Genomic DNA, 25,820 nt, shown 5'->3' with positions numbered 1-25,820 from the left:
GGTTCGCTTCCGACTGGTGGGTATATGACGGCGGAGGGCCGGGCCCCGTGGTGGGGTCCGGCCCTCCGTCAGTCGGTCAGTTGCTTGCGTGTGTCAGCTGGTGGCGTAGCCGCGGGTGGCGATCCAGTCGGCGAGGTGGTCGATGGTGATGTCGTAGGAGGCGGTGTTGGGGTTGGCGGAGTCGGCGATGGTGACGGTGGTGCCGTTGTCGCGGTAGCCGACGACGCTGATGTAGTGCCCGCCTTCGAAGGAGTGGGTGTTGCCGTTGGTGTCGGTGGTGGTGCCGGCGATGTTGGCGACGACGGCGCGGCCGTCGTCGACGGTCTTGACGATGTCGTGGCGGAGCTTGTCGGTCTGCTTGTCGTCGGCGGTGGGGGTGCTGATCTCCACCGAGCGGTAGGCGTCGTTCTTACCGGTTTCCTTGTTCAGGACGGGGGTGATGTCGTTGATGCTGTTGGTGCCGGCTTCGGTGGTGCCCATTTCCTTGGCCATGGCGTCGACGCTGATGTCCTTGCCCTGCACGGACAGGGCGTTGCGGGCCGCGGCGGGGCCGCAGTAGTAGAAGTTGGGCTGGGCCTCGTAGCGCACGTCGAGGTGACGCTCACCCTTGCCCTGCGTCTTCGTCTGGCTGGCGGGCTTGGCGTCGGCGGCGTAGGCGGTGGTGATGGGGCCGGCGATAGCGCCTCCGGTGAAGGCCAGGCCGGCAGCGGTGAGCGCGGTCTTACGAATCAGATCGGTACGCATGATGGCGTGCTCCTCTGCAATTCGGGGGATATCCCGGCGACACACCAATAGGGGGACGGTGCACGCACGAGACAAGGGGGGAAGAAGTTCGAGGGGATCTCACCCGGCGACCCTGGGGGGCCTGCACGGGGTGGGTCCGGGGGGGATGTAACCGTCCGGGGCGGCGAGTCATTCCGCCGCGCTCCGGGGACCTTGTCCGACGGCCTCGGGAGGCGCTGCACCGGGTGGTCCAGGGGGATGTAGCCGTGCCGGCCGGCGGATCATTCCACCGCGCTGGCGGGATCTGCCCGATGCCCGCAGGCTGCTCGGGTGGTTCGGGGGATGTAACCGGGGCCCCCGGGCGGATGTTCCCGGCTTCCGCGACCGTCGAGCCCGCAGGGGCGCTGGTCGTTGCGGTTACCCCCTGTACAACCAGCCGGCCCGGCCCATCATTCCGCCACCAGAGTGCCCCCGGCCACGTCACACCAGAGGCTGATACCGGACATAAACCCCACCGCCGCCCTGGCAGCCGGCCCAGACAGGCGTGATCGACTCGGCTTCACGGAAACCGGGGTATCCCCGCGACCTGGACACCCCGGTATCAAGGAACTCGGGTCGATCAACCATCCTTCGCGCCCGAAATGCCCGCTCTGGGCGTTTGTCGGAGCGCCCGCCGAGTGTGCGTCGGCCCAGGGCGAAACCGGACAGCTTGCCGAAGTGCGAGCGGGGCACCGTCTACGTCAGCCCGGCACCTGGACGACCCGTTCATCGGTAGCGGCGGGAACGGTTGAACCGGGCAGTCCGCCCGAGGTTGCGGCGGACACGGTAAAACCGGATACCCCACCCGTCAGGGGACTGCCGGGTCAGGTTGGATTGCACTGTGTTGACGGGGGATGGCGGGGACGGCCGGCCAGGGGATCTCCGGTGCGGCGTGGAAGGTGATGCCGGCGGTAGCCCAGCGCGGCCCCTGCCCGGCCAGGCGCCGCCGGAACCCGGCCCAGTCGTGCGTCTCGCGAGGTGACCAGCCCAGTTCGGCGATGGCCGGGAGCCTGGGAAGCAGCAGCAGTTCGATGTCGGCCAGTGAGGTGACCCATTCGGTCCAGAGCGGCGCCTCAACGCCGAGCACGGCCTCCTCGGGTACGCCCGTGAGGTGTGCGCCGGGATCCCAGTCGTAGGCCTTGCGTACGTCGATCAGACCTGCCCAGTCGTTCCCGATCGGTGTGTCCGGCGCGTACTTCATGTCCAGGTAGGCGTGGTTGCCGGGGGAGAGGATGAGTCGTGCGCCCCGGCTGACCGCGTCGGCGGTGGTGGGGTCGTCGCCGTTGGTGCCCCACCACTGCAGGACCCGCCCGTCGAGGTGGGCTGCCGGTGCGAGTTGGTGCCAGCCGACGACGGTCTTGCCGAGGCTGGCGACGATGCGCTGGACCCGTTCGACGAAACCGGTGTAGACCTCGCCCTTGACCTTGAACGCCTCGTCGCCGCCGATGTGCAGCAACGGGCCGGGGGTGATCGCGGCCAGTTCGCCCAACACGTCGGCGACGAAGTCGTACGTCCGCTGGTCGGCCGGGTCGACGTAGCTGAAGCCGACGTCGGTGCCGGTGTACGGCGGAGGCGCGACCTTGCCCGGTGCCAGTTCCGGGTACGCGACGAGCGCCGCGTTGGTGTGGCCCGGCAGGTCGATCTCCGGAACGACGGTGATGTGACGGTCGGCGGCATACGCGACGATCCGCGCGTAGTCGGCCTTCGTGTAGTGCCCGCCGGGGCCGTCACCGACCTCGGTCCCGCCGCTCACGGTTGTCAACTTCGGCCAGGAGTCGACGGCGATCCGCCAGCCTTGGTCGTCGGTGAGGTGCAGGTGCAGGTGGTTGAGCTTGTAGCGGGCCAGATGGTCGATCACCCGCAGGACGTCTCCGACGGCGAAGAAGTGCCGCGCCACGTCGAGCATCGCGCCGCGGTACGGGAAGCGAGGTGTGTCGGTGATGGTCCCGCCGGGCAGGATCCAGCTCTCGGTCGCCGGGGCTGTGTTCTCGATCGCCGGTGGGAGCAGTTGGCGCAGGGTCTGCACGCCGTAGAAGAGGCCGGCGGCGGTGACCGCGCGGAGGCGTACACCTGCGGTGGTGATGTCGAGCCGGTAGCCCTCCGCGCCGAGGTCGGCGCTCTCGTCCAGCACCAGCGCGATCCCGTCGACGGCCTCCGGCGTGCTGGCGTCGGTGACCGGCAGCGGGTAGCCGGTGGCCGGTCGCAGCTGCTCGGCGAGGTACGCGGCGGCGGCCAGCGCGGAGGGTTCGGCGCTGGCCACGATGACCGCGTCGGGTGGAAGCTGCCAAGCCTGGGTCGGGTCCGGCTGCACGTGTCGCGGAGCGGGCACGACGTCGGCGAGCCCGATCGGGGCGGGCGCGGCGAGCAGGTCGGTTGCGGCCCGCTCGGCCGACCGGGCCAGCGCGGCGGCTGCCGGTTCGTGCGACCGGGCCAGCGCGGCGGCTGCCGGTTCGTGCGACCGGGCCAGCGCGGCGGCTGCCGGTTCGTGTGACGGCAGCGGCACCGGACCGGCGTGCCCGGCCGCCTCGGGGGAGTTGGCGGGGCCGGGGGAGAGGTTGGTCGACACGGCGGCGGCTCCGGGGGTGTATTCGCGTCGGTTATGGCAAAAGTGAGGTTCACTGGCTGGCGTTGTCGTCAAGGGTACGGCGACAGGCCGGAATGCGTGATCGTGCGCATGGAAGCGTTCCCAAAAACCCGTACGAACGCGGTAAGTCGTGATAGCTGTGCCGATTGTCACCGAACGGGCCCAGGCCGCTCGATGTTCGCTTAACCTTCGCGCACCGATCGGCGTCGACCCCGGATTACCGGAGGTCCGTCCCGGGGTATCAGCAAACTGAACCTTCGTTAAGTGTCCATTCCGGCGCGCGTGGGAGGCTCTGGTGGCAGCGCAAGAGACCGTCGATCACAAATACGTCTACGACTTCTCCGAGGGCAACAAGGACCTCAAGGACCTGCTCGGTGGTAAGGGCGCCAACCTCGCCGAGATGACGAACCTCGGGTTGCCCGTGCCGCCCGGCTTCACCATCACGACCGAGGCATGCCAGGCGTACCTCGCCACCGGCCGGGAGCCGGACGGCCTCGCCGGTCAGATCGAGCAGCACCTGGAGTCGCTGGAGCGCGCCATGGGCAAGCGCCTCGGCGACCCGCAGGACCCGCTGCTGGTGTCGGTCCGATCGGGCGCCAAGTTCTCCATGCCCGGCATGATGGAGACCGTCCTGAACGTCGGCCTCAACGACGAGAGCGTCGTCGGCCTGTCCGCCCAGGCGGGAGGTAACGACAGGTTCGCCTGGGACTCCTACCGACGCCTCATCCAGATGTTCGGCAAGACCGTCTGCGAGGTGCCGGGCGAGGAGTTCGAGCAGGCGCTCGACGACGCCAAGGCAGTCAAGGGCACCCACAACGACCTGGACCTGGACGCCGACGACCTGCGCGGGCTGGTTGACGCGTACAAGAAGATCTTCCTGAAGCACACCGGGCGGGAGTTCCCGCAGCAGCCGCGCGAACAGCTCGACCTCGCCATCCGGGCGGTCTTCGAGTCGTGGAACGCCGAGCGCGCGGTGCTCTACCGCCGTCAGGAGCGCATCCCCGCCGACCTCGGCACCGCTGTGAACGTGGTGACGATGGTCTTCGGCAACCTCGGCCCCGACTCCGGCACCGGCGTGGCGTTCACCCGCGACCCGGGCAGCGGCGCCCAGGGCATCTACGGCGACTACCTGGCGAACGCCCAGGGCGAGGACGTCGTCGCAGGCATCCGCAACACAGTGCCGCTTCAGGATCTGGAGCAGCTCGACAAGGCCTCCTACGACGAGCTGCTCGGGATCATGGCGCGGCTGGAGGAGCACTACAAGGACCTCTGCGACATCGAGTTCACAATCGAGCGCGGCAAGCTGTGGATGTTGCAGACCCGGGTCGGCAAGCGCACCGCCGCCGCCGCGTTCGTCATCGCCGGGCAACTCGTCGACGAGGGCCTCATCGACCTGGACGAGGCGCTGCACCGCGTCAACGGCGCGCAGCTCGCGCAGCTCATGTTCCCCCGCTTCCAGCTCGACCACGAGTTCGAGGCGGTCGCGAAGGGCATCGGCGCGTCGCCTGGTGCGGCGTCCGGCAAGGTCGTCTTCACCTCCGCCCGCGCCGTCGAGATGGCCGCCGAGGGCGAGTCGGTGATCCTGGTACGCCGGGAGACCAACCCGGACGACCTGAACGGCATGATCGCCGCGAAGGGCATCCTCACCTCGCGCGGCGGCAAGACCAGCCACGCCGCAGTGGTGGCCCGGGGGATGGGCAAGACCTGCGTCTCCGGTGCCGACGAGATCGACGTCAACGTGCCGGCGAAGCGGTTCACAGTGGCCGGGCAGACCGTCAGCGAGGGCGACGTCGTGTCCATCGACGGCACCACCGGCAAGGTGTACCTGGGTGAGGTCCCGGTAATGCCGTCGGAGGTGGTGCAGTACTTCGAGGGCAGCCTCGACCCCGAGCACATCGACAACGCGCTGGTCCGGGCCGTACACCGGATCATGACGCACGCCGACGGCAAGCGGCGGCTCGCGGTCCGCACGAACGCCGACACCGGCGCGGACGCCGCCCGTGCCCGGCGCTTCGGCGCGGAGGGCATCGGGCTGTGCCGCACCGAGCACATGTTCCTCGGCGACCGGCGGGAGCTGGTCGAGCGGCTGATCCTGGCCCGCGCCGAGGGCGAGCGTGAGGAGGCGCTTGCCGCGCTGCTGCCGTTGCAGCAGGCCGACTTCGAGGAGATCTTCCGCGAGATGGACGGCCTGCCGGTGACCGTCCGGCTGATCGACCCGCCGCTGCACGAGTTCCTGCCTCCGCTGGAGCAGCTCGCCGTCAACGTCGCTGTCGCTCAGGAGCGCGGTGAGGACGTCGCCAAGGAGGAGGCGCTGCTCGCCGCGGTGCGGCGGATGCACGAGGAGAACCCGATGCTCGGGCTGCGGGGCGTACGCCTCGGCCTGGTCATCCCCGGCCTGTTCGCCATGCAGGTGCGGGCCATCGCCGAGGCGGCAGTCAGCTGCGCCCGGGAGGGCCGGGTGGCCAAGCCGGAGATCATGGTGCCGCTGGTCGGGGCCGTGCAGGAGCTGGAGACGGTCCGCGCCGAAGCCGAGAAGATCATCGCTGAGGTGGTCGGGGACAGCGGTGTCGAGGTGCTGATCGGCACCATGATCGAGGTGCCCCGGGCGGCGCTGACCGCCGGCCAGATCGCCGAGGCCGCCGAGTTCTTCTCGTTCGGCACCAACGACCTGACCCAGATGGCCTGGGGCTTCTCCCGCGACGACGTCGAGGGCGCGTTCTTCTGGCGCTACCTGGAGTTGGGCATCTTCGGCATCTCACCGTTCGAGTCCATCGACCGCGATGGCGTCGGCCGGCTGGTGCGGATCGCCGCCGAAGAGGGCCGCGCCGCCCGACCCGGGCTGAAGCTCGGCGTCTGCGGTGAACACGGCGGCGACCCCGACTCGGTGCACTTCTTCCACTCCGTCGGCCTGGACTACGTGTCCTGCTCACCGTTCCGGGTGCCGGTGGCGCGCCTGGAAGCCGGCCGGGCGGTTGTGGAGACCGACGGCTCCGACAGCCGTTGACGAGGAGCAGGCGGCGGCTCGGGGCGAGCCGCCGCCTGCGCCCCGGATGTCTCCCCATCGCGGTCGCGCCGAGGCGCATCGGCAGGCGTAATCTGGCTCCCTCACATGCGGCTGATTGCGTTCGCCGTCGACGGGGAAAGGTGACTGAATGACCAGCGTCTGGGAAAGCCTGACCATCGACGCCCACGATCCGGCTCGGCTGGCCCGCTGGTGGGCCGAGGCGCTCGGCTATCAGGTCGTCAGCGAGAAGCCGGACGAGGTGGAGATCCGGCAGGGCGCCGACCGTCTCCCCGGCCTGGTCTTCGTGCCGGCGACCGACGGCAAGGAGCGCAAGAACCGACTGCACCTCGACCTGCGCCCCGCCGACCAGGAGGCCGAGGTCGAACGGCTTGTCGACATGGGCGCCCGGCACGTCGACATCGGTCAGGTTGACGTCGAGTGGACGGTCCTCGCCGACCCGGAGGGCAACGAGTTCTGCGTCCTCCGTCAGCGCAAGGAGTGAGCCGGGGTTGTCAGACCCGCAGTCCCGACTGGTGCAGGAGCCACCCAAGGACACCGGGCACCGCCGTTCCCCGTACGAGCGTGACCGGGCAAGGGTGCTGCACTCGGCGGCGTTCCGTCGACTGGCCACCAAGACCCAGGTGCACACCGCCGGCACTGACGACTTCCTGCGTACCCGACTGACGCACTCCCTCGAGGTGGCCCAGATCGCCCGGGAGATGGGTGCCCGGCTGGGCTGCGATCCGGACGTGGTGGACGTCGCCGGGCTGGCCCACGACCTCGGGCACCCTCCGTTCGGGCACAACGGCGAGGCCGCGCTGGACCTGCTCGCCACGCCCTGCGGAGGCTTCGAGGGCAACGCGCAGACCCTGCGGGTGCTGACCCGACTCGAGGCGAAGGTGCTCGCCCCGGACGGCTCGTCCGCCGGGCTGAACCTGACCCGCGCGTCACTGGACGCGATCGGAAAGTACCCCTGGCCGCGCCGCCCCGGGCAGCGCAAGTTCGGTGTGTACGCCGACGACACGGCGGTCTTCGACTGGATCCGTGCTGGCGCGCCAGGCGACCGGCGCTGCCTTGAGGCGCAGGTGATGGACTGGGCCGACGACGTCGCGTACTCGGTGCACGACGTGGAGGACGGCATCCACGGCGGGTACGTCACGTTGCGTCCGCTGCTCGCCGACGCCGACGAGCGGGCCGCGCTCTGCGCCGACGTGGCGACCACCTACTCCGGGGAGTCCTCGGCCGACCTGGCCGAGGTGCTTGTCGAGTTGCTTGCCGACCCGCTGCTGGCCCCGCTGGCCGGGTACGACGGCAGCCACCGTGCCCAGGTCGCGTTGAAGACCACCACCAGCGGCCTGACCGGCCGGTTCGTGTCTGCGGCGGTGACCGCCACCGAGGAGCGGTTCGGCAGCGGTCCGCACCGTCGCTACGCCGCCGACCTGGTGGTGCCGAGGCGGGTACGGGCACAGTGCGCGCTGCTCAAGGGCATCGCCCTGCGCTACGTGATGCGCCGTACCGGATCCCGGGGCCGCTACGAGCGGCAGCGCACGATGCTCGCGGAGCTGGTGGCCGCACTGGTACGGCGGGCGCCGGACGGGCTCGACCCGGTCTTCGCCCCACTGTGGCGGGCCGCCCCCGACGACGCCGCCCGGCTGCGCGTGGTGATCGACCAGGTCGCCTCGCTCACCGACCCGGCGGCGGTGGCCTGGCACACCCGGCTCGTCGCGAGCTGACCTGCGGCGGTGGCCTGGCACACCCGGCTCGTCGCGAGCTGACCCCTGCTCCGGCCACCACGGGCCGGCTGCGGGACCGGTGCGGACAGTTCGACAACAGAGCCGGTACAACGCCGGACCGCATGCTCCTCCCCGACCGCAAACACCCAAGCGATCTGGGGATCTGCATGAAACGTTTCACACTGGGCGGAGTCGGTGCCGCGTTGGCCCTGGCGATCACCGTCCTGTCCGTCGCCGCGCAACCCGCCGCGGCGGCCCCGTCCACACCGGCCGACGCCGAGGCGTTCCCGGCCGCGTCGATCACGGCGGCGTACGACACGGCGCCCTGCTCCGCGAGTGGACCGAGCAGCGCCGACGCCGCCCTTGCCACAACCCTCAACAGTCGGCTCGGCGGCACGCTTGACGGCTACATGACCGCCTACCGGGTGTCCTGCGCCCGCAAGGTGGTGCAGGCGGTGCAGGCGCGGGGGCTGCCCGAGCGGGCGGCGGTCATCGCCGTCACCACCACGATCGTCGAGTCGACGATCCAGAACGTGGCCGAGGAGGTGGACCACGACAGCCTTGGTCTGTTCCAGCAGCGTGCCGCGTGGGGTTCCCGGGCGCAGCGACTGGACCCGACCTGGGCGACGAACGCTTTCCTCAACAAGATGATCAGCCTCTACCCGAACAACTCCTGGGCGAGCAGGCCGATCGGCGAGGTGTGCCAGCGGGTGCAGGTCTCGGCGTACCCCGACCGCTACCAGGGGCAGGCGTCCGACGCGCAGATCATCGTGGACGCACTGTGGACCCCGCCCACCGCGTCGGTGTACGGGACGCTTGCGGACGGCCGGTTGACGTACTCGGCGATCGACACGGCCACCGGTCGTCTCACCAAGACGGTGCTGTCGGAGGCGACACTGGGGTTCACGCCCAAGGCGTTGGCCACGCTGAACTTCAACACGATCCTGGTCACGTCGACCTCCGGTGACCTGTACCGGGTGAACATCATCACCAACAACACGGGTGTGGCATTCGAGACCCCGTCGAAGATCAAGGTCGGCGGGTGGACGCACACCCTGCTCAGCTACGACGGTCACGGCAACCTGTACGGCATCAACTCGCTGGGGCAGTTGCTGCGCTACGACGTGACGTCGTCCAAGCCGACCGGCAACAACATCGTCAACGGCACGACCATCGACAGCGGGTTCACCCTCAAGACGCTCACCACCACCGGCAAGGACTGGATCCTGGGCACGACCGCCGACGGCCGGCTGCTCTCCTACAAGATCAACGGTCCGAACTCCTGGGTCTCCGGTGAGCTGAAGGACAGCACCTGGCAGGGCATCACCCATCTGCTGTCGCCCGGCGCCGGCATCTACTACGGGCGTACCAGCAACGGCGCGTTGCACCGCTACCAGGACCAGGACCCGTTCGACCGCGACGGCAGCGACCTGTCCGGCCAGGGCGCCGTCAACGACTCCGGCTGGACCCAGACCCTGCTGTCCGCCCAGCCCTTCGGCAACTGATGCGCCCGACGACGACCAACTTCCGGCACCTCCCGACCTCCGCCAACGAGGAGCGACGACACATGACCCAACCCCACCCGGTACGACGCCTGGCCTCGGCCGCCCTGGCCGCCCTGGCGCTCGCCGGCACCGGTGTCGCGGCCCTGGACGTCGCCGACCCGAGCGCCGCCCACGCCGCCGGCGTCCGGCCGAACTTCCAACTCCCCTTCGCCTGCGACGACGTGTGGCGGATGTCCACCTATCCCGGTCACGACGACTACGACATCGACATGTTCGCCACCAGCGGCAGTACGGCCGGACGGCCCATCCTCGCCTCGGCGGCGGGCACCGTCGCCTACGCCGGCTACGACAGCGGTGCGGGCAACTACGTCAAGCTCGACCACGGCGGCGGCTGGGAGTCGCTGTACCTGCACATGGTCTCGACTCCGGTGGTACGGACCGGGCAGCAGGTCGACCAGGGCCAGCTTCTCGGCAAGGTCGGCACCACCGGGAACTCCAGCGGCGAACACCTGCACCACGAGCAACGACGTGACGGCAACAAGGTGGAGTCCCACTTCAACGGCGCACCGTCCGGTATCACCACCGACGGCTCGCCCAGCGGTGAGCCGAAGTCGCCCGAGGTGCGCGCGGTGAGTGCCAACTGTGGCAACGTCTCGGTCTACGGGGCGCTCGCCGACGGACGCCTGACGTACTCGGCGATCGAGTCCGGTACCGGCCGTCGCCTGAAGACCGTGGTGTCGGAGGCGACCCTTGGTTTCACGCCGAAGACGATGGCAACAGTCAACTTCAACACGATCCTGCTCACCTCCACGAGCGGTGACCTCTACCGGGTGGATGTGATCACCAACAACACAGGGCTTGCCTTCAACACGCCGTCGAAGATCAAGGTCGGCGGGTGGACGCACACCCAGCTCAGCTACGACGGTCACGGCAACCTGTACGGCCTCAACTCCCTGGGGGAGTTGCTGCGCTACGACGTGACGTCGACGAAGCCGACAGGCAACCACATCCTCAACGGCACCACGATCGACAGCGGGTTCACCCTGAAGACGATGACGACGACTGGTGAGGACTGGATCCTGGGCACGACCTCCGACGGCCGGCTGCTGTCCTACAAGATCAGTGGCGTGGGTTCCTGGACCTCGGGCGAGCTGAAGGCCAGCACCTGGCAGGGCATGACCAACCTGGTCTCGCCGGGCGCGGGCACCTACTTCGGTCGTACCGAGAGTGGCGGGCTCTTCCGCTACACCGACCGCAACCCGTATGACCGCAAGGGCGGCGACCTGTTCGGCATGGGCGCCGTCGACGAGTCGGGGTGGACGCAGACGCTCCTGTCCGCCGCGCCCTTCGGTGGCTGATAAACCGTAGTGAGCACCGGGAGACCGGGTGTCCGCGGCCTGCCCGTGGACACCCGGTTTCCGCTGCTGCGGGCCGCCGTGACGCTTTGCGACGGTACGGCGTGCGCCGTGCCCCCGTATTAGACTCACGTCGATTCACGGGGGTGATCACAATGGACGATCAAATCAACAGGGAAATTGTCAGTTTCGGTCTACGTCTGCGGCATTTTCGAGAGCGAAGCGGCCTCACGCAGCAGGAGTTGGCTGATCGGTCCGGGCTCAGCGGGGCCGCGATCCGAGACCTCGAACAGGGCCGCAGCCGCCAGCCGAGGCCACGCTCCGTACGGGCCCTGAGCGTGGCGCTGGGCCTGTCCGGCAGTGAGGCCGCGACCCTGCGAGATTCGGCGTTGGCCGTCCGGGCGACCGCCGCCCCGCCGGCGGAGGACGACCGGACGACGTCGATGAGGGTGAAACTCTTCGGCCCGCTCTCGCTGTACGAGGATTCCCGGGCCGTGCCGCTCGCCGCCGGCCGGCACCGGCTGGTGCTCGCCCGGCTGGCCCTGACGCCCAACGCGGCGGTGTCCCGCGACGAACTGATCGACCTGCTGTGGGGTCAGGACGTGCCCGGCACCGCTGTCAACCTGGTGCAGACCTATGTGAGCCGGCTGCGTCGGGTCCTGCCCGGCGAAAATTCGCCGGGGCGGCCCCACCAGGCTCTGGCGCTGGTTCCCGGTGGCTACCGCCTCACAGTCGCCACCGAACAACTCGACCTGCTCGTCGGTCAGCGCCTGCTGTCCCGGGCCACGGCGCTCGACGACGGACCGGCGGCGTTCGGCCTCCTCGACGATGCGCTGTGGCAGTGGCGGGGAGTCCTCCTCGCGGACGTGCCGGAGTTACACGGTGATCCGCTGCTGATCGCGATCGAGGAGGAGCGGATCGCCGCGACGATCCGCCACGCCAGGCTGGCCGGCTCGCTTGCCCGTTGCGACAGGGCTCTGCCGGTCCTGCGGGACGTGGCCTCCCAGCACCCGCTGCACGAACCACTGCACGCCCAACTGATCACGACCCTCGCTGAGGTGGGTCAGCAGGCCGCCGCGCTGCAGGCGTACGAGGAAATTCGTCGGAGGCTTGCCGACGACCTCGGTATCGATCCCGGCCGCGATGTGGCCGAGGCGTACCGGTCGGTGCTCGGGCGGGCCGGCCCGTGCGAGACGGTCGACGTCCGATCACCCACGACGCGGGCGGTGCCGTTGCAGACTCCGGCGCCACCTGCCGACTTCACCGGCCGCGTGGATCATCTTCGCCGGCTCCGCCACCTGCTCGGCCGGGACCCGCGAAGCCCGGTGCCGGAGCCGGTCACCACGTGCGTGGTCTCCGGTGCCGCCGGTGTCGGCAAGACAGCGCTGACGCTGCGCGCCGCGCAACTGCTGCGGCAGTCGTTCCCGGGCGGGCAGCTCTATGTCGACCTCCAAGGTTTTGGTCGCCTGCCGGTACCGCCGCTGGACGCGCTTGCCGGTTTCCTGCGGGCGCTGGGCATGAACGGCCGACGGATACCGCGCGACGAGGCGGAGTGCGCGGCCCTGTTCCGCAGCGTCCTGGCCGACCGGCGCATGCTGATCGTGCTGGACAACGCGCACAGCGCCGCGCAGGTGCGCCCTCTCCTGCCGGGCACGGGCGGCAACGCGGTGCTGGTCACCAGCCGCCGCAGGCTTGCCGACCTCGCCGGTGCCACGACCGTCGACCTGGCCGTGCCCTCGGCCGGCGAAGCGCTCGACATGCTGGCCGCGTCGGTGGGTCCGGCGCGCGTGGCGGCGGAGCACGAGGCTGCCGTCGGCGTCGTACGGGCCTGCGGACGACTCCCGATCGCGTTGCGGGTGGCGGGCAGCCGGTTGGCCAGCCTGCCGGCGTGGACGGTGCGGGCGGCCATGGAACGGCTGGCCGACCAGCGGCACCGGCTCGACCTGCTCCGGATCGGCGACGTGGGAGTGGAGGCGAGTTTCGACCTCAGCTACGCGGAGCTGTCCGTCACCACCGCGCGAACGTTTCGTCTGTCGGCGTTGTTGCCCGGATCCGGCTTCGGTGTGGCGGCTGCGGCACGGATGGTGGACGAGGACGAGGCGCGGGTGGAGGAGGCACTGCACGAACTGGTGGACGGCAACCTCGTGCAGGTAGGTGCCGAGGGCCGCTTCCGGTACCACGACCTGCTGCGCCTCTACGCCGAGCGGCGGGCCGGGCGCGAGGACGCGGAGCGGGACCGGTCGGCCGGGTTGGGCCGGCTGCTCGACTGGTACACCGAAGGGGTCGTGGCGGCCCTGCGTGTGATGCGTCCCGATCTGGCATGGGCGCCAGCGGACCTGGTGGTTACCGCCGCGTTCACCGACGAGGCCGCGGCTATCGGCTGGATGGACACCGAGTTGGCCGGCATGACACAGGCCATCCGGGCGGTGGCCGATGGTGGCTTGACGGAACGGGCCCGGCAGCTCGACGACGGGCTTGCCGGGTACCTCAGCGCCCGGCGGCGGACCGGGGCCAGGCGGGTCGGCAACGGGAGGTCTGTCTGGTGACCGAATATTAATTAGGTTAGCCTAACCAGATGACGGAGCGCCCTAAAGCAGTCACGTCCGCCATGGTCGTGCGGACCGAGCGGCCGACCCCGCACCTGATCCGCCTGGTCCTCGGTGGCCAGGACCTGGCCGGACTGCCGGTCGGGGAGCACACCGATCACTACATCAAGATCGTTTTTCCGGTGCCCGGGGTGGAATATCCCCGGCCGCTGGACCTTGCCGCGATCCGCCGCGACCTGCCCGCGCAACACTGGCCCCGGCTGCGCGCGTACACCGTGCGGCGCTGGGATCCCATCGCCGGTGAACTCACCGTGGACGTGGTGCACCACGGCGACGAAGGGCTGGGAGGGCCGTGGGCCGCCGCGCTGCGGCCGGGTGACCCGGTGCACTTCGTCGGGCCGGGCGGGGCGTACGCGCCGAGCCCGGACGCGGACTGGCACCTCCTGGTCGGCGACGAGAGCGCGCTGCCGGCCATCGCCGCCGCCCTGGAGCGGCTGCCGTTCGGCGCGCTGGCCCACGTCTTCGTGGAGATCGCCGACCCGGCCGACGAGCAGAAGCTGCTGAGCCCGGGTGCGGTCGAGCTGACCTGGCTGCACCGGGGCGACCGTCCGGTGGGCGAGGCGCTCGTGGCGGCGGTCCGGGCGCTGGAGTTCCCGCCGGGTCAGGTGCACGCCTTCGTGCACGGCGAGGCGACATTCGTCCGGGAGTTGCGCCGACTGCTGCGCACCGAACGGGGCGTACCGGCCGGCCAGCTGTCCATCTCCGGCTACTGGCGGCGCGGCATGGACGACGAGGGCTGGCGCTCCACGAAGCCGGACTGGAACCGGCAGGTGGCCGCCGAGGACGCGGCCGCCGCCTGAGGCGGCCGGCGAGACGAGCCGGACGGTCTGCGCGACCGTCCCCCGCCCGGCGCGTCGTCGGTCCCGCAGGGCAGGATGTACGCGGAGGGGGTGGCGCATGGCTGGGCGGATCCGGGACGAGGACATCGCACTGGTCCGGGAACGCACCTCGATCTCGGATGTGATCTCCGAGACGGTCACCTTGAAGTCGGCAGGTGGCGGCAACCTCAAGGGCCTGTGTCCGTTCCACGACGAGAAGAGCCCGTCGTTCAACGTCTCGCCGGCCCGCAACGTCTGGTACTGCTTCGGCTGCGGGGCGGGCGGCGACGCGATCAAGTTCCTGATGGACGCCGAGCACCTCAGCTTCGTCGAGTCCGTGGAGCGGCTGGCCGGGCGGGCCGGCATCCAACTGCGCTACGTGCAGGACGACGGCAACACCCCGCGCCCGCGCCCACAGCAGGGCCAGCGGCAGCGCCTGGTCGCCGCGCACGCCGCAGCCGTGGAGTTCTACCGGGCCCAACTCAGCACGGCAGGTGCCCGGCCGGCCCGGGAGTTCCTGGCCCAGCGGGGCTTCGACCGGGCCGCCGCCGAGCGCTACGGCTGCGGCTTCGCGCCCGAGGGTTGGGACCTGCTCACCAAGCACCTGCGCCAGCAGGGCTTCACCCACCAGGAGTTGGTGACCGCCGGGCTGTCCCGCGAGTCCCGCTCCGGCACGCTCATCGACCGTTTCCGCCGCCGCCTGCTCTGGCCGATCCGCGACCTCACCGGCGACGTGATCGGCTTCGGCGCGCGTAAGCTGTTCGACGACGACGACGGCCCGAAATACCTGAACACCCCCGAAACGCCGATCTACAAGAAGTCGCACGTGCTCTACGGCATCGACCAGGCCAAGCGGGAGATCGCCAAGCAGGGCCGGGCGGTGATCGTCGAGGGCTACACCGACGTGATGGCCTGCCACCTGGCCGGCGTGACCACAGCCGTCGCGACCTGCGGCACCGCCTTCGGCGCGGACCACATCGGTGTGCTGCGCCGGCTCCTGCTGGACACCGACTCGGTGGCCGGCGAGATCATCTTTACATTCGACGGGGACGCCGCCGGGCAGAAGGCCGCGCTGCGCGCCTTCTCCGACGACCAGCGCTTCGTCGGCCGGACGTTCATCGCCGTCAGCCCCGACAACATGGACCCGTGTGAGCTGCGGCTCGCCAAGGGCGACCTGGCCGTGCGGGACCTGGTCGCCCGCCGTGAGCCGCTCGTCGACTTCGCCCTGCGGCACGTGATCAGCCGCTACGACCTGGACACCGTCGACGGCCGGGTCGAGGCCATGCGCCGGGCCGCGCCGCTTGTCGCGCAACTCAAGGACCGGGAAAAGCGTCCCGAGTACGTCCGCAAGCTCGCAATGGATCTCGGTATGGAGATCGAACCTGTGCAGCGGGCGGTCCTGGCCGCCGCCAACGCCCCGCCGCCCGGTGCCCGGGAGTCCGCGCCTGCGGCCCGCCCCGCGCCGGTCCGCCCCGAACCTGCCGTGGACAGCCCGCAGTCGATGGTCGAGCGGGAGGCGCTGAAGCTCGCCCTGCAACAGCCGGTGCTGGCCGGGCCGATGTTCGACGCCGTCGAGGCGACCGAATACCGGCACCCGGTGCACGTGGCGGTGCGTACGGCAATCGCAGCCGCCGGTGGGGTCGTGTCGGCGACCGGCGGCGCGGTCTGGATCGAGTCGGTGCGCGACGCCTGCGACGACCTGGCGTCGGCGGCGTTGGTCGGCGAGTTGGCCGTGGAGCCGCTGCGGATCGATGGCGAGCCGGACCCCCGCTACGTGTCGATCACCATGGCGCGGGTGCAGTTCGGGTCGGTGACCGCCCGGATCCGGGACCTCAAGTCCCGGATCCAACGCATCAACCCGGTGAACAACAAGGACGAGTACTTCGCCGCCTTCGGCGAGCTGCTGTCACTGGAGCAGCACGCCCGGGCGCTGCGCGAGCAGGCCGCGGGAGGGCTGTGATGGGACTGTTCAGTCGTAAGCCGAAACTGCCCCCGGCGGACCGGCCGCCGCTGGTCCGCGACGAGCGGGTGCTCGCCTGGGCGGCGGTGGGCAACGGCGAGGGCGACGGCGTGGTGGTGGCCAGCAACCTCGGGCTGTGGCTGCCCGGCCGGGGGCACCGTATCGGCTGGCACGACATCCTCAAGGCGGTGTGGTCAGGTCGGGAGTTGACAGTCACGCTCGCCGAGCGTGTCGCCGAGCGCGACGGCTACACGGTGGTCGTCGACGGTCCGGCCGAGACGTACCTGCTGCTCGACCCGGGTGAGCTGCCGCATCAGGTACGCGCGCGGGTGACCCGCTCGGTCGCGTACACCGAGCACCACCGACTGCCCGGCGGCGCGGTGCGGGTCGCGGCCCGCCGCGTGGCCGGGGCCGACGGTCTGACCTGGACGGTCCGACTCGACCCCGGCACCCCTGCGGACGACGAGGCTCTGCTCGCCGAGACCGACCGCCTGGTCGGTGCGGCCCGTGCCGCCACCGCGCCGGCCGATCTCTGACCGGTCGGGTCAGTTGGCGCCGAGGTCCTCCAGCGCCTTCTGCGCGCCGCGGTGCAGCGGCACCGGCAGGGTCCTGCGGGCCTTTTCCAGCGAGATCCCCTTGGCCGCCGGGTTGGCCTGGGCCAGGGCGTCGCGCTTCTCGAACACCGTCCGGGTGATCGCGCAGGCGACATTGGCGTCCAGATCCTTGCGGACCAACAGCACATTCGGCACGACGATGGTCGGGGTGTCGGTTGCCGTCCCGTACGCGTCCCGCCCGATCGTGCCTTCCTGGTAGCCGGGGCTCGACGCGGTCATCTTCGGCAGCAACGGCGCGATGTCGACGAACTTCACCGAGTCGCCGGCGGTGGTGAACAGGTCGGTCAGGCCCCCGGTGGGCAGACCGCCGGACCAGAAGAAACCGTCGACGCTGCCGTCCTTGACCCCCTCGACCGTCTTGGTCAGGTCCAGCCGCTGTGCCCGGATGTCCTTGGCCGGGTCGAGGCCGGCGGCCTCCAGCAGCCGGTTGGCGATCACCTCCGTACCGGACTTCGGCGAGCCGGTGGAGATTTTCTTGCCGCGCATGTCAGCCACCGACGTGATCTTGGAGTCCTTGCGGACCACCACCTGGGTGTAGTTGTCGTAGATGCGTGCGAGCGCCTCGACCGGCTGCGGCGCGCTGAAGTTGCCCTTGCCCTCGACCGCGTTTACCGCCGTGTCGAACAGCGAGAACGCCACGTCGTACTGCCCATTGACCAGTTGCTCGACGTTCTGCACCGACGCGCCGGTCTCGGCGGCGGTGCCGCTGAGCTTGCCGCCGGTCGCCTCGGACAACTGCCCGGCCAGGGCATTGCCGACCACGTAGTAGACGCCTGTCGCGTTGCCGGTGGCGATGCCGACGCGGGTCTCCCGGGTCACCTCGCAGGTGACCTCGCTGGCCGCGTCGTCCTTGGCCGCGCCGCCTTGCTGACCGCCGCAACCCGTGGCGCCGACCGTGACGATGGCGAGCGCGCTCAGGCCCGCCGCGAGCCGTACGTCGATTCGTCTCACAGTTTCTCCTCCACAGGACTGGCTGGTGATTCGGACGTTGGGCGACCGGTGGATCCGCGTCGGACGAACACACCCGCCGCCGCGACGGCGGCCAGTGCGACGCCGACCGTGACCGGCGCGGGTTCGAGCCAGAGCAACGTGACGCCAGCGAGGGCACCGAGCACGCGCTCCGGTGCGCCGGCAGGGCCCACACCCGGCAACCAGCCACCGGCGGCGACGGCGAGCACCGCCACGCTGAGCGCGGTGACCACGGCGGCGAAGGCGATCCGCTGGACGCCACCGATGCCGAGCAGACCGAGCCCGGCCGGCGTGATGACGAACGCGATCGGGGTCAGGTAGGCCGGCAGCGCGTACCGCAGGGTCTGCCACATTGTCGGCACCAGCCGGCCGCCGGTGACCGCGGCGGCGGCCACCGCGGCGAGCGCGGTCGGCGGGGACACCTCGGACAGGACCGCGAAGTAGAAGACGAACATCGCCGCGGCGGGCGCGGTCACGCCCAGGTCGAGCAGGGCCGGACCGACGATCACCCAACCGATCACGAACGAGGCGGTGACCGGCACGGCCAGACCCAACAGGCTGAGCGCGACGGCGGCGAGCAGCGCGGTGAGCACCAGCACCAACGTCGGGTCCGAGGTGGCCGCCTTTGCGCCGCCGATCAGCAGCGCCGCCGCCTGCGGCCCGAGGCCGGTCTTCGTGGTGGTCGCCGTGATGATGCCGGCGGCGGCGCAGACCGCCGTCACCGCGAGCACGCCGCGTACTCCGGTGACGAGCGCGGTCACGAGCCGCGCCGGAGTGAGCCGGTGCGCACGGTCCAGGAAGGACAGCGCGGCGGCGAGGACGGTGGCGAAGACGACCGCCCTCGTCGCGGACACGCCGACAGCGAGGAACACGATGATGGCGATCAGCGAGGCGAAGTGGTAGCCGAACCGGGTCAGCAGACGCCAGGGCGAACCGACGTCGATCACCACCGGGCGGACGCCGGAACGGCGAGCGTCGATCTCCACGGAGAGCAGGATGCCGAGGTAGTAGAGCACCGTCGGCACCGTGGCCCAGCCCAGCACCTGTAGGTACGAGACGCCCAGGTATTCGGCGATGATGAACGCCGCCGCACCCAGGGTGGGCGGGGAGAGGATCGCACCCACTCCGGCTGCGGCCAGCATGCCGCCGGCCCTCTCCGCGGGATAGCCGGCGCGGCGTAGCAGCGGCCAGGTGACCGCGCCGATGCTCACCGTCGTCGCCGCACCGGAACCGGAGACGGTGCCGAGCAGGAACCCGGAGGCCACCGCCGTCCGACCGGCTGCGGTACGCGAGCGGCGGAACGCGGCGGCCGACAACTCGACGAAGAACCGCCCGGCCCCGGACAGCTCCAGGACCGCGCCGTAGATGGTGAACAGCACGATGTACGAGGCGGCCACGTCCAGTGGGGTGCCGTAGAAGCCGCTGTCGGAGTTGTAGAACGCGTCGACCAGTTGACTGAAGTCGAGCCCGCCGTGGGCGATCGGCCAGGACTGCGGTAGCAGCCCTCCGTAGTAGCCGTAGCCGAGGAACAGCAGGCAGACCGCCGGCAGGATCCACCCGGTGGTGCGTCGGCACGCCTCCAGCAGCAGCAGGAGCAGCACGGTGCCCAGCACCAGATCCATTGGTGCCAGCAGGCCCTGCCGGTCGAGGAACGCGTTGTAGCCACCGCCGCCCGACCCGATGGTGACCGGCAGGACGGGGTAGAGGCAGGCGGCCACCGCCAGGACGACCAGGACCCAGTCCGGCACGGTGGGTCCCGACGAAGCCGGCAGCGCGACGGTGCGGTCCCCGTCGCCTCGTCGCGAGCGCAGGCGGGCCGGCAGCCGCAGGTCGGCTGGGTAGGCCAGGAAAACCAGCGGGAGCACGCCGGCCAGGAAAATGATCAAGTAATACTTGCTGCCCTGTGACAGAGGGCGGAACACCTGCCAGAGGGCGAGCCCGCCGATCGCCAACGTCGCGGCGGTGAGGAGCCAACCCGCTGGCCCGGACAAAACTCGGCCCGGCTTCTCGTCCTCGAACTGGGCGGCCAGGTCCCGAGTCGCCCGCTCGGCAATGGAGCTGTCGTCGTCGGCGTCACGCGCTGTCGTGTCGGTGCTCGCGTCGCTCGTGTCGGTGCTGGGTGCCGTTGTGGTGCTTTGCGCGGTCGTGTCGGCGCTGGGGGTGGGCTCGGCTGTCGGCCGAGGTCGGGGCGGCAGGCCGCCCGTGCCCGACGCGGGCTCCTCGGCGGGAGAATTGGCTGTTCGGGCAGGTGGAAACGAACCGTCGGGCAAGCTGGTGGGCGGCGGCACGAGGGGACGATACACGTCGATCGTGCGGCCGTGGGGCATCGATCGACGTTTGGCTGTCACGGCTCGGGCGGTGGTGCCGATTCTCACCGCTGGTGCCCGGCGCAGCCTGCCCGGTACGCGTATTTGCGTGGAGGGGTGTCGGACCCGGCGGTTAGTGTCGGGCGGTGACTTCGGGGCGATCACTGATTCAGGCTCGTGGGCTTGTGAAGCGGTTCGGTGACTTCACCGCCGTGGACGGCATCGACGTCGAGGTGCGCTCCGGTGAGGCGTTCGGCTTCCTCGGGCCCAACGGCGCCGGCAAGTCCTCCACCATGCGGATGATCGGCTGCATCTCCCCACCGAGCGGCGGGAAGCTGCGCATCCTCGACATGGATCCGGTGGCTGACGGTCCGGCCATCCGGGCTCGGCTCGGCGTGTGCCCGCAGATGGACAACCTCGACCCGGAGCTGACCGTTCGGGAAAACCTCACCGTCTACGCGCGCTACTTCGGCATCCCGCGCCGGGTGGCGAAGGAGCGGGCCGCCGAGCTGCTCGACTTCGTCCAGCTCACCGAGCGGGCCGACAGCAAGGTCGAGCCGCTCTCCGGCGGGATGAAGCGCCGGCTGACGATCGCCCGCGCGCTGGTGAACGATCCGGAGATCGTGCTGCTCGACGAGCCGACCACCGGCCTCGACCCCCAGGCCCGGCACCTGGTGTGGGAGCGGCTGTTCCGGCTCAAGCAGCAGGGCGTCACGCTGGTGCTCACCACGCACTACATGGACGAGGCCGAGCAGCTCTGCGACCGGCTGGTGGTCATGGACGGCGGGCGGATCGTCGCCGAAGGCTCACCCCGGGAGCTGATCGAGCAGCACTCCACCCGCGAGGTGGTCGAGCTGCGCTTCGCCGCCGAGTCGCAGGAGCCGTTCGCCGGCAAGCTCGCCGGGCTGGGGGAGCGGGTCGAGGTGCTGCCCGACCGGGTCCTGCTCTACGTGCCCGACGGCGACGCGGCGGTCGTCGAGGTTTCCGCGTCGGGGCTCACCCCGGCAAACGTGCTGGTGCGGCGCAGTGGCCTGGAAGATGTCTTCCTGCACCTGACCGGCCGCACCCTTGTCGACTGACCGGGATGGGTGGCGGCGGTCGATGCCGTCCGTGCCGCTTCAAGATCCACTCGCTTTCCGTGAGATCGGGGTGTCGTGGCGACCTGGACACCCCGAGTTCCTGGAACCCGAGTCGATCGACAGCCCGAAACCCGGGCGACACGTCGATGGCGTCGCCGTAGGGTGACCGCGGCCTGTCGTACCCCCGGGGTAGGAAAGGTCGGGACACGGGGGTGGTCATTGTGAGTGTGGCGGGGCGGGCGCGGGCTCCCTGGGTGCCGGCGTACGCCGTGTTCGAGCACTATCTGGTCGGTCTGCGACGCACCTGGCGGGCGGGGGTGTTCTCCTCGTTCCTGCTGCCGGTGTTGACGGTGCTCGGCTTCGGGCTCGGCGTCGGCGCGTACATCGACCAGGGCGTCGGCGGTGTGCGTTACCTCGACTGGCTGGTCCCGGGGCTGATCGCCTCGACCGCGCTCCAGGTGACTGTCGGTGACTCGACCTGGCCGGTGTTCAGCAACTTCCAATGGGTCAAGACCTACTTCGCGCAGAGCGCGTCGCCGCTGCGGGTGGGCGACATCCTGGCCGGGCACCTGGCCTTCGTGCTGTTCCGGGTGCTCACCACGATCGTTGCGTTCCTGCTGGTCACCGGGTTGTTCGGGGCATTGCGGTCGCCGTGGGCGGTGGCCACCCTGCCGGTGGTGGCGCTGCTCGCGCTGGCGGTGGCCGGGCCGACCTTCGCGTTCTCCGCGTCGGTGTCCACCGACAGTTGGCTGGCGATGCTGTTCCGGTTCGCTGTCATCCCGATGACGCTGTTCGCCGGGGTCTTCTTCCCTGTCGAGTCGCTGCCCGACGCGTTGCGCTTGCTGGCGTACGCGACGCCGCTGTGGCACGCCGTCGACCTGTGCCGGGCGGCCACTCTCGGTGTCGCCCCACAGTGGTCGGTCGCCGGGCACCTGCTGTACCTGGGGGCGTGGGCGGTCGCCGGTTGGCTGCTGGCGCTGCGTGCCTTCCGCCGCAAGCTCGTCGTCTAAGGGGAGGTTTCGTGGTCACGCTGATGCTGCCCCGGATGGTCGATGTGTCGGCCGCGTCCCGGCGGTCGGGCTCGGTGGTCGAGCGCAACGTCGCGGCGCTGAAGTCGGTCTACTGGCTGCTGCTGATCTCGGGCTTCGTGGAGCCGCTGCTCTACCTGCTGTCCATCGGGGTGGGCGTCGGTTCGCTGGTCGGTGACCTGTCGCTGCCCGACGGGCGTCTCGTGTCGTACGCCGCGTTCGTCGCTCCGGCGATGCTCGCCTCGTCGGCGATGACCGGGGCGCTCGCGGAGACCACATTCAACTTCTTCGGCAAGATGAAATACATGAAGCTGTACGACGGGATGATCGCCACCCCGGTACGGCCTTTCGAGATCGCCGTTGGTGAGCTGAGCTGGGCGATGCTGCGGGGCAGCGCCTACTCGGCGGCGTTCCTGGCCGTGATGGTCGCGCTGGATCTGACAAGCGTCGCCCACGCGGTGACGGCCTTTCCGGCGGCGGTGCTTGTCGGGTTCGCGTTCGGCGGCCTCGGCATGGCGCTGTCCACGTTCATGCGCAGCTGGCAGGATTTCGACCTGATGGGCTCGGCCCAGTTCACGCTCTTCCTCTTCTCGGGGACGTTCGTGCCGGCGCAGGCGTACCCGACGCTGTTGCACTGGCTGATCGAGATCACGCCGTTGTACCGGGCGGTGCACCTGATCCGGGGCGTCACGCTCGGCGGTGTCGGGTGGTCCTGGCTGCTCGACGTTCTCTACCTGCTGGTGATGCTGTCGGTCGGCCTGCTGGTGGCCTCGCGCCGGATGGGCAGGTTGCTCTACAGGTAGGGGTTACCGGCTGCCGCCCACGGGGCATGTCGGAGGTGACACCACCGACGATGAGGAGGGGCGATGGCCTCCGACGAGTCATCCGCCCGCAGCGGGACCGGGCGCACGGACGCCGACGGGACCGAGCGCGAGCGTGCCGGCCGGCCCGGGCGCGAGGATGCCAGCGAGAGTGGGCGTGCGGACGCCAGCCGGCCGGTCAGCCCCGACGCCGGGCCGGACAGCCCCACCGATCTGCCCGGCAGCGACTGGAAGGCGGCGCTGCGCCGGACGGTCCGCGAGTTCCAGGACGACAGTCTGACCGACTGGGCGGCGGCGCTCACCTACTACAGCGTGCTGTCCATCTTCCCCGGGGTGCTGGTGCTGATCTCCATCCTCGGCCTGCTCGGCACGAGCGCCACCGAGGGCGTCAAGGACACCGTCAACCAGGCGGTGCCGGAGGGCAACATCCAGAAGATCATCGAGGACGCGATCACCCAGGCGCAGGGCAGCGGGGGGCTGGCCAGCATCGCGGCGATCATCGGTCTGCTTGCGGCGTTCTGGTCCGCGTCCGGCTACATCGCGGCGTTCATGCGTGCCTCGAACACGATCTACGACGTGCCGGAGGGCCGGCCGATCTGGAAGACGCTGCCGATCCGGGTCGGCGTCACTGCCGTGATCGGCGTGCTGTTGCTTGCCTGCGCGGTGATCGTGGTCTTCACCGGCCGCTTCGCCGAGCTCGTCGGAAACGCTATCGGCCTCGGCTCGACGGCGGTAGCGGTGTGGAACGTCGCCAAGTGGCCGGTGCTGCTGGTCCTCGTCAGCCTGATGTTCGCCATCCTCTACTGGGCCTCGCCTAACGCGCGGCACGGCGGGTTCCGCTGGGTCAGCCCGGGTGGCGTGCTGGCCGTGGTGATCTGGCTGGTGATCTCCGGTCTGTTCGCCTTCTACGTGAGCAACTTCGGTTCCTACAACAAGACGTACGGGGCACTGGCCGGCGTGATCATCTTTTTGATCTGGCTCTGGCTCAGCAACATCGCGATCCTGCTGGGTGCCGAGTTCGACGCCGAGTTGGAGCGCGGTCGGGCCATCTCGGCGGGCCACCCGGCCGACGACGAGCCGTACGTCGAGCTGCGTGACGACCGGAAGCTCCGCAAGAAGCGGAACGCCGCCGGCAGTCACTGACCTGTCCTCTGTCGCCCCGCCGCCCGCATAACGGGTGGTGGGGCGGCTTTTTGCCCGCCGATCGGTACGCGCCGCGAGCGGGCGAGGGCACTCGGTCATCCTTTCCTTGATCGACTAGTAGCTTTTGTTCCTTCGGACAAAAGTTGAGAACAGAACGGCCGAAGCTCTGGACAGGCGGCGCGGAACGCTCCTACTGTGTCGGACACAACACCTCGACATTGCGTCGATGTGAACGAGTTCGATGAAGAGGTGAGTCCCGGTGCGGACCGTCGAGCCCCTGCATGTCCGACTGTTGCGGTTGCTCCGCGACGAGGGGGCCGTGTCCCGCGCCGAGTTGGGCGACCGGCTCCAGATGCCCCGCCCCCGGCTGCTTGCCGAGCTGGATCGCCTGGTGTCCCTGGGTTACGTCGCCGAGGCGGGCCTCGCCGCGTCCCGGGGTGGGCGTCGCTCCACACTCGTCGAGCTGAACCCGAAGCTGCGCTTCGCGGCCGTCGACCTGGGCGCCAGCTCGATGGACATCGAGGTGGTGAACGGCCGACTCGAACCGGTCGCCCACTACGCCGAGCCGGCCGACATCCGCAATGGACCCAAGGTGACCCTGCAACGGGTGAACGAGTTGCTGCACAAGGCCCGGGTCGACGGCGCGTACGAGCGGCTGGACGCGGTGGGCGTCGGTGTGCCGGGGCCGGTCAGCTTCCGCGACGGCGTCCCCGTCTCACCGCCGATCATGCCCGGCTGGGACCGCTTCCCGGTGCGCGAGCTGCTCAGCCGGGAGCACGGCTGCCCGGCGGTGGTCGACAACGACGTCAACATCATGGCGATCGGTGAGCGTCACGGCGGCGTGGCCCACTCGGTCGACGACTTCCTCTTCATCAAGATCGGCACCGGCATCGGCTGCGGCATCTACCTCACCGGCGACGTCTACCGGGGCACCGACGGCTGCGCCGGCGACATCGGCCACATCCAGGTCGACTCGCACGGGCCGATGTGCTCCTGCGGCAACGTCGGCTGCCTGGAGGCGCTGTTCAGCGGCGCCGCTCTGGCCAAGGACGCCACCGCCGCCGCCCGCAGTGGCGTGTCGCCGGCACTTGCCGAGCGGTTGAGCCTGCGCGGCGCGGTGACGGCCCTGGACGTCGCCGAGGGCGCCATCGAGGGTGACATGACCTGTATCCAGCTGATCCGCGACGGCGGCCGGCGGGTCGGTGGGGTGCTCGCCGGCCTGGTCAGCTTCACGAATCCGTCGATGATCGTCATCGGCGGCGGGTTGGCCCAGCTCGGGCACATCCTGCTCGCCGAGATCCGCAGCGTGGTCTACCGCCGTTCGCTGCCACTTGCCACCGGCAACCTGCCCGTCGTGCTGTCCGAGCTGGGCAACCGGGCCGGTGTCGCCGGCGCGGCGGTGCTCGCCAGCGATGTCGCATTCGGGGAAGCGTCATGAGCCCGCGACCCGAGATGCCATCCGTCATCCCGCCGCCCGCGACGCCGCGGTCGTCAACCGAGCAACAGTCGTGAGCGAGGAGGAGACTGTGGCCC

Annotated in this window: 17 protein-coding genes and 1 pseudogene; 14 read left to right on the top strand and 4 right to left on the bottom strand. The window is 70.2% G+C overall.

Going from position 1 to position 25,820, the window contains the following annotated elements; translation table 11 throughout:
* Positions 1-93 precede the first annotated feature (93 nt).
* Entirely contained in the window at positions 94-744 is a 651-nt protein-coding gene (locus tag ACPXB1_RS22130; protein WP_425735737.1) for a C39 family peptidase, read from the bottom strand.
* A gap of 826 nt (positions 745-1,570) precedes the next feature.
* Positions 1,571-3,328: a beta-N-acetylhexosaminidase gene (locus tag ACPXB1_RS22125; RefSeq protein WP_425735736.1), complete on the bottom strand. Its 1,758-nt coding sequence runs from the start codon at positions 3,326-3,328 to the stop codon at positions 1,571-1,573.
* 313 nt (positions 3,329-3,641) lie between these two features.
* On the opposite strand from ACPXB1_RS22125, the gene ppdK reads away from it, so the two are divergent.
* The 9 genes and pseudogenes from ppdK to ACPXB1_RS22080 all read left to right on the top strand — a co-directional run bounded on the left by ppdK (position 3,642) and on the right by ACPXB1_RS22080 (position 16,863).
* Positions 3,642-6,350 (top strand): pyruvate, phosphate dikinase, encoded by a 2,709-nt coding sequence (gene ppdK / locus ACPXB1_RS22120; protein ID WP_355596067.1) that lies wholly within the window; start codon positions 3,642-3,644, stop codon positions 6,348-6,350.
* Between the two features lie 148 nt (positions 6,351-6,498).
* Entirely contained in the window at positions 6,499-6,852 is a 354-nt protein-coding gene (locus tag ACPXB1_RS22115; RefSeq protein ID WP_355596069.1) for a VOC family protein, read from the top strand.
* Between the two features lie 7 nt (positions 6,853-6,859).
* The gene (locus ACPXB1_RS22110; RefSeq protein ID WP_355596071.1) at positions 6,860-8,083 is read left to right on the top strand and encodes a deoxyguanosinetriphosphate triphosphohydrolase; all 1,224 of its coding nucleotides are present in this window, start codon (positions 6,860-6,862) and stop codon (positions 8,081-8,083) included.
* A 167-nt stretch (positions 8,084-8,250) separates the two neighbouring features.
* Positions 8,251-9,588, top strand: a complete 1,338-nt coding sequence (locus ACPXB1_RS22105; RefSeq protein ID WP_355596073.1) for a tachylectin-related carbohydrate-binding protein — start codon at positions 8,251-8,253, stop codon at positions 9,586-9,588.
* A 104-nt stretch (positions 9,589-9,692) separates the two neighbouring features.
* Entirely contained in the window at positions 9,693-10,946 is a 1,254-nt protein-coding gene (locus tag ACPXB1_RS22100) for a M23 family metallopeptidase (RefSeq protein ID WP_355596188.1), read from the top strand.
* 152 nt (positions 10,947-11,098) lie between these two features.
* Positions 11,099-13,489, top strand: a complete 2,391-nt coding sequence (locus ACPXB1_RS22095; protein ID WP_355631716.1) for a BTAD domain-containing putative transcriptional regulator — start codon at positions 11,099-11,101, stop codon at positions 13,487-13,489.
* Between the two features lie 29 nt (positions 13,490-13,518).
* A complete protein-coding gene (locus tag ACPXB1_RS22090) occupies positions 13,519-14,349 on the top strand; it encodes a siderophore-interacting protein (protein ID WP_355596077.1) in 831 nt (276 codons plus the stop codon).
* 75 nt (positions 14,350-14,424) lie between these two features.
* Positions 14,425-16,327: pseudogene (dnaG, locus tag ACPXB1_RS22085) on the top strand (DNA primase).
* Positions 16,327-16,863: a hypothetical protein gene (locus tag ACPXB1_RS22080; protein WP_355631722.1), complete on the top strand. Its 537-nt coding sequence runs from the start codon at positions 16,327-16,329 to the stop codon at positions 16,861-16,863. Before dnaG ends, ACPXB1_RS22080 begins: the two are co-directional and overlap by 1 nt.
* A gap of 9 nt (positions 16,864-16,872) precedes the next feature.
* On the opposite strand, the gene ACPXB1_RS22075 is transcribed toward ACPXB1_RS22080, so the two are convergent.
* Positions 16,873-17,892, bottom strand: coding sequence for a TAXI family TRAP transporter solute-binding subunit (locus tag ACPXB1_RS22075; RefSeq protein ID WP_355596081.1), 1,020 nt, complete (start codon positions 17,890-17,892; stop codon positions 16,873-16,875).
* Positions 17,889-20,198: a TRAP transporter permease gene (locus ACPXB1_RS22070; protein ID WP_425735735.1), complete on the bottom strand. Its 2,310-nt coding sequence runs from the start codon at positions 20,196-20,198 to the stop codon at positions 17,889-17,891. The genes ACPXB1_RS22075 and ACPXB1_RS22070 overlap by 4 nt, the downstream gene beginning before the upstream one ends.
* 164 nt (positions 20,199-20,362) lie before the next feature.
* Here ACPXB1_RS22070 and ACPXB1_RS22065 point away from each other — a divergent pair, with 164 nt between their 5' ends.
* The 5 genes from ACPXB1_RS22065 to ACPXB1_RS22045 all read left to right on the top strand — a co-directional run bounded on the left by ACPXB1_RS22065 (position 20,363) and on the right by ACPXB1_RS22045 (position 25,725).
* The gene (locus ACPXB1_RS22065; protein WP_355596085.1) at positions 20,363-21,295 is read left to right on the top strand and encodes an ABC transporter ATP-binding protein; all 933 of its coding nucleotides are present in this window, start codon (positions 20,363-20,365) and stop codon (positions 21,293-21,295) included.
* 212 nt (positions 21,296-21,507) lie between these two features.
* A complete protein-coding gene (locus ACPXB1_RS22060; protein ID WP_355596087.1) occupies positions 21,508-22,305 on the top strand; it encodes an ABC transporter permease in 798 nt (265 codons plus the stop codon).
* An 11-nt stretch (positions 22,306-22,316) separates the two neighbouring features.
* Entirely contained in the window at positions 22,317-23,126 is an 810-nt protein-coding gene (locus ACPXB1_RS22055) for an ABC transporter permease (RefSeq protein WP_425735734.1), read from the top strand.
* Between the two features lie 63 nt (positions 23,127-23,189).
* Positions 23,190-24,287: a YihY/virulence factor BrkB family protein gene (locus ACPXB1_RS22050; RefSeq protein ID WP_425735733.1), complete on the top strand. Its 1,098-nt coding sequence runs from the start codon at positions 23,190-23,192 to the stop codon at positions 24,285-24,287.
* Positions 24,288-24,546: 259 nt separating this feature from the next.
* A complete protein-coding gene (locus ACPXB1_RS22045; RefSeq protein WP_355596092.1) occupies positions 24,547-25,725 on the top strand; it encodes an ROK family protein in 1,179 nt (392 codons plus the stop codon).
* The last annotated feature ends 95 nt before the right edge of the window (positions 25,726-25,820 follow it).

Source organism: Micromonospora sp. DT68, from assembly GCF_049847245.1.
GTDB lineage: Bacteria > Actinomycetota > Actinomycetes > Mycobacteriales > Micromonosporaceae > Micromonospora > Micromonospora profundi.
Note: the sequence above shows the minus strand (reverse complement) of the source record. Positions and strands in the feature narration are given on the sequence as shown.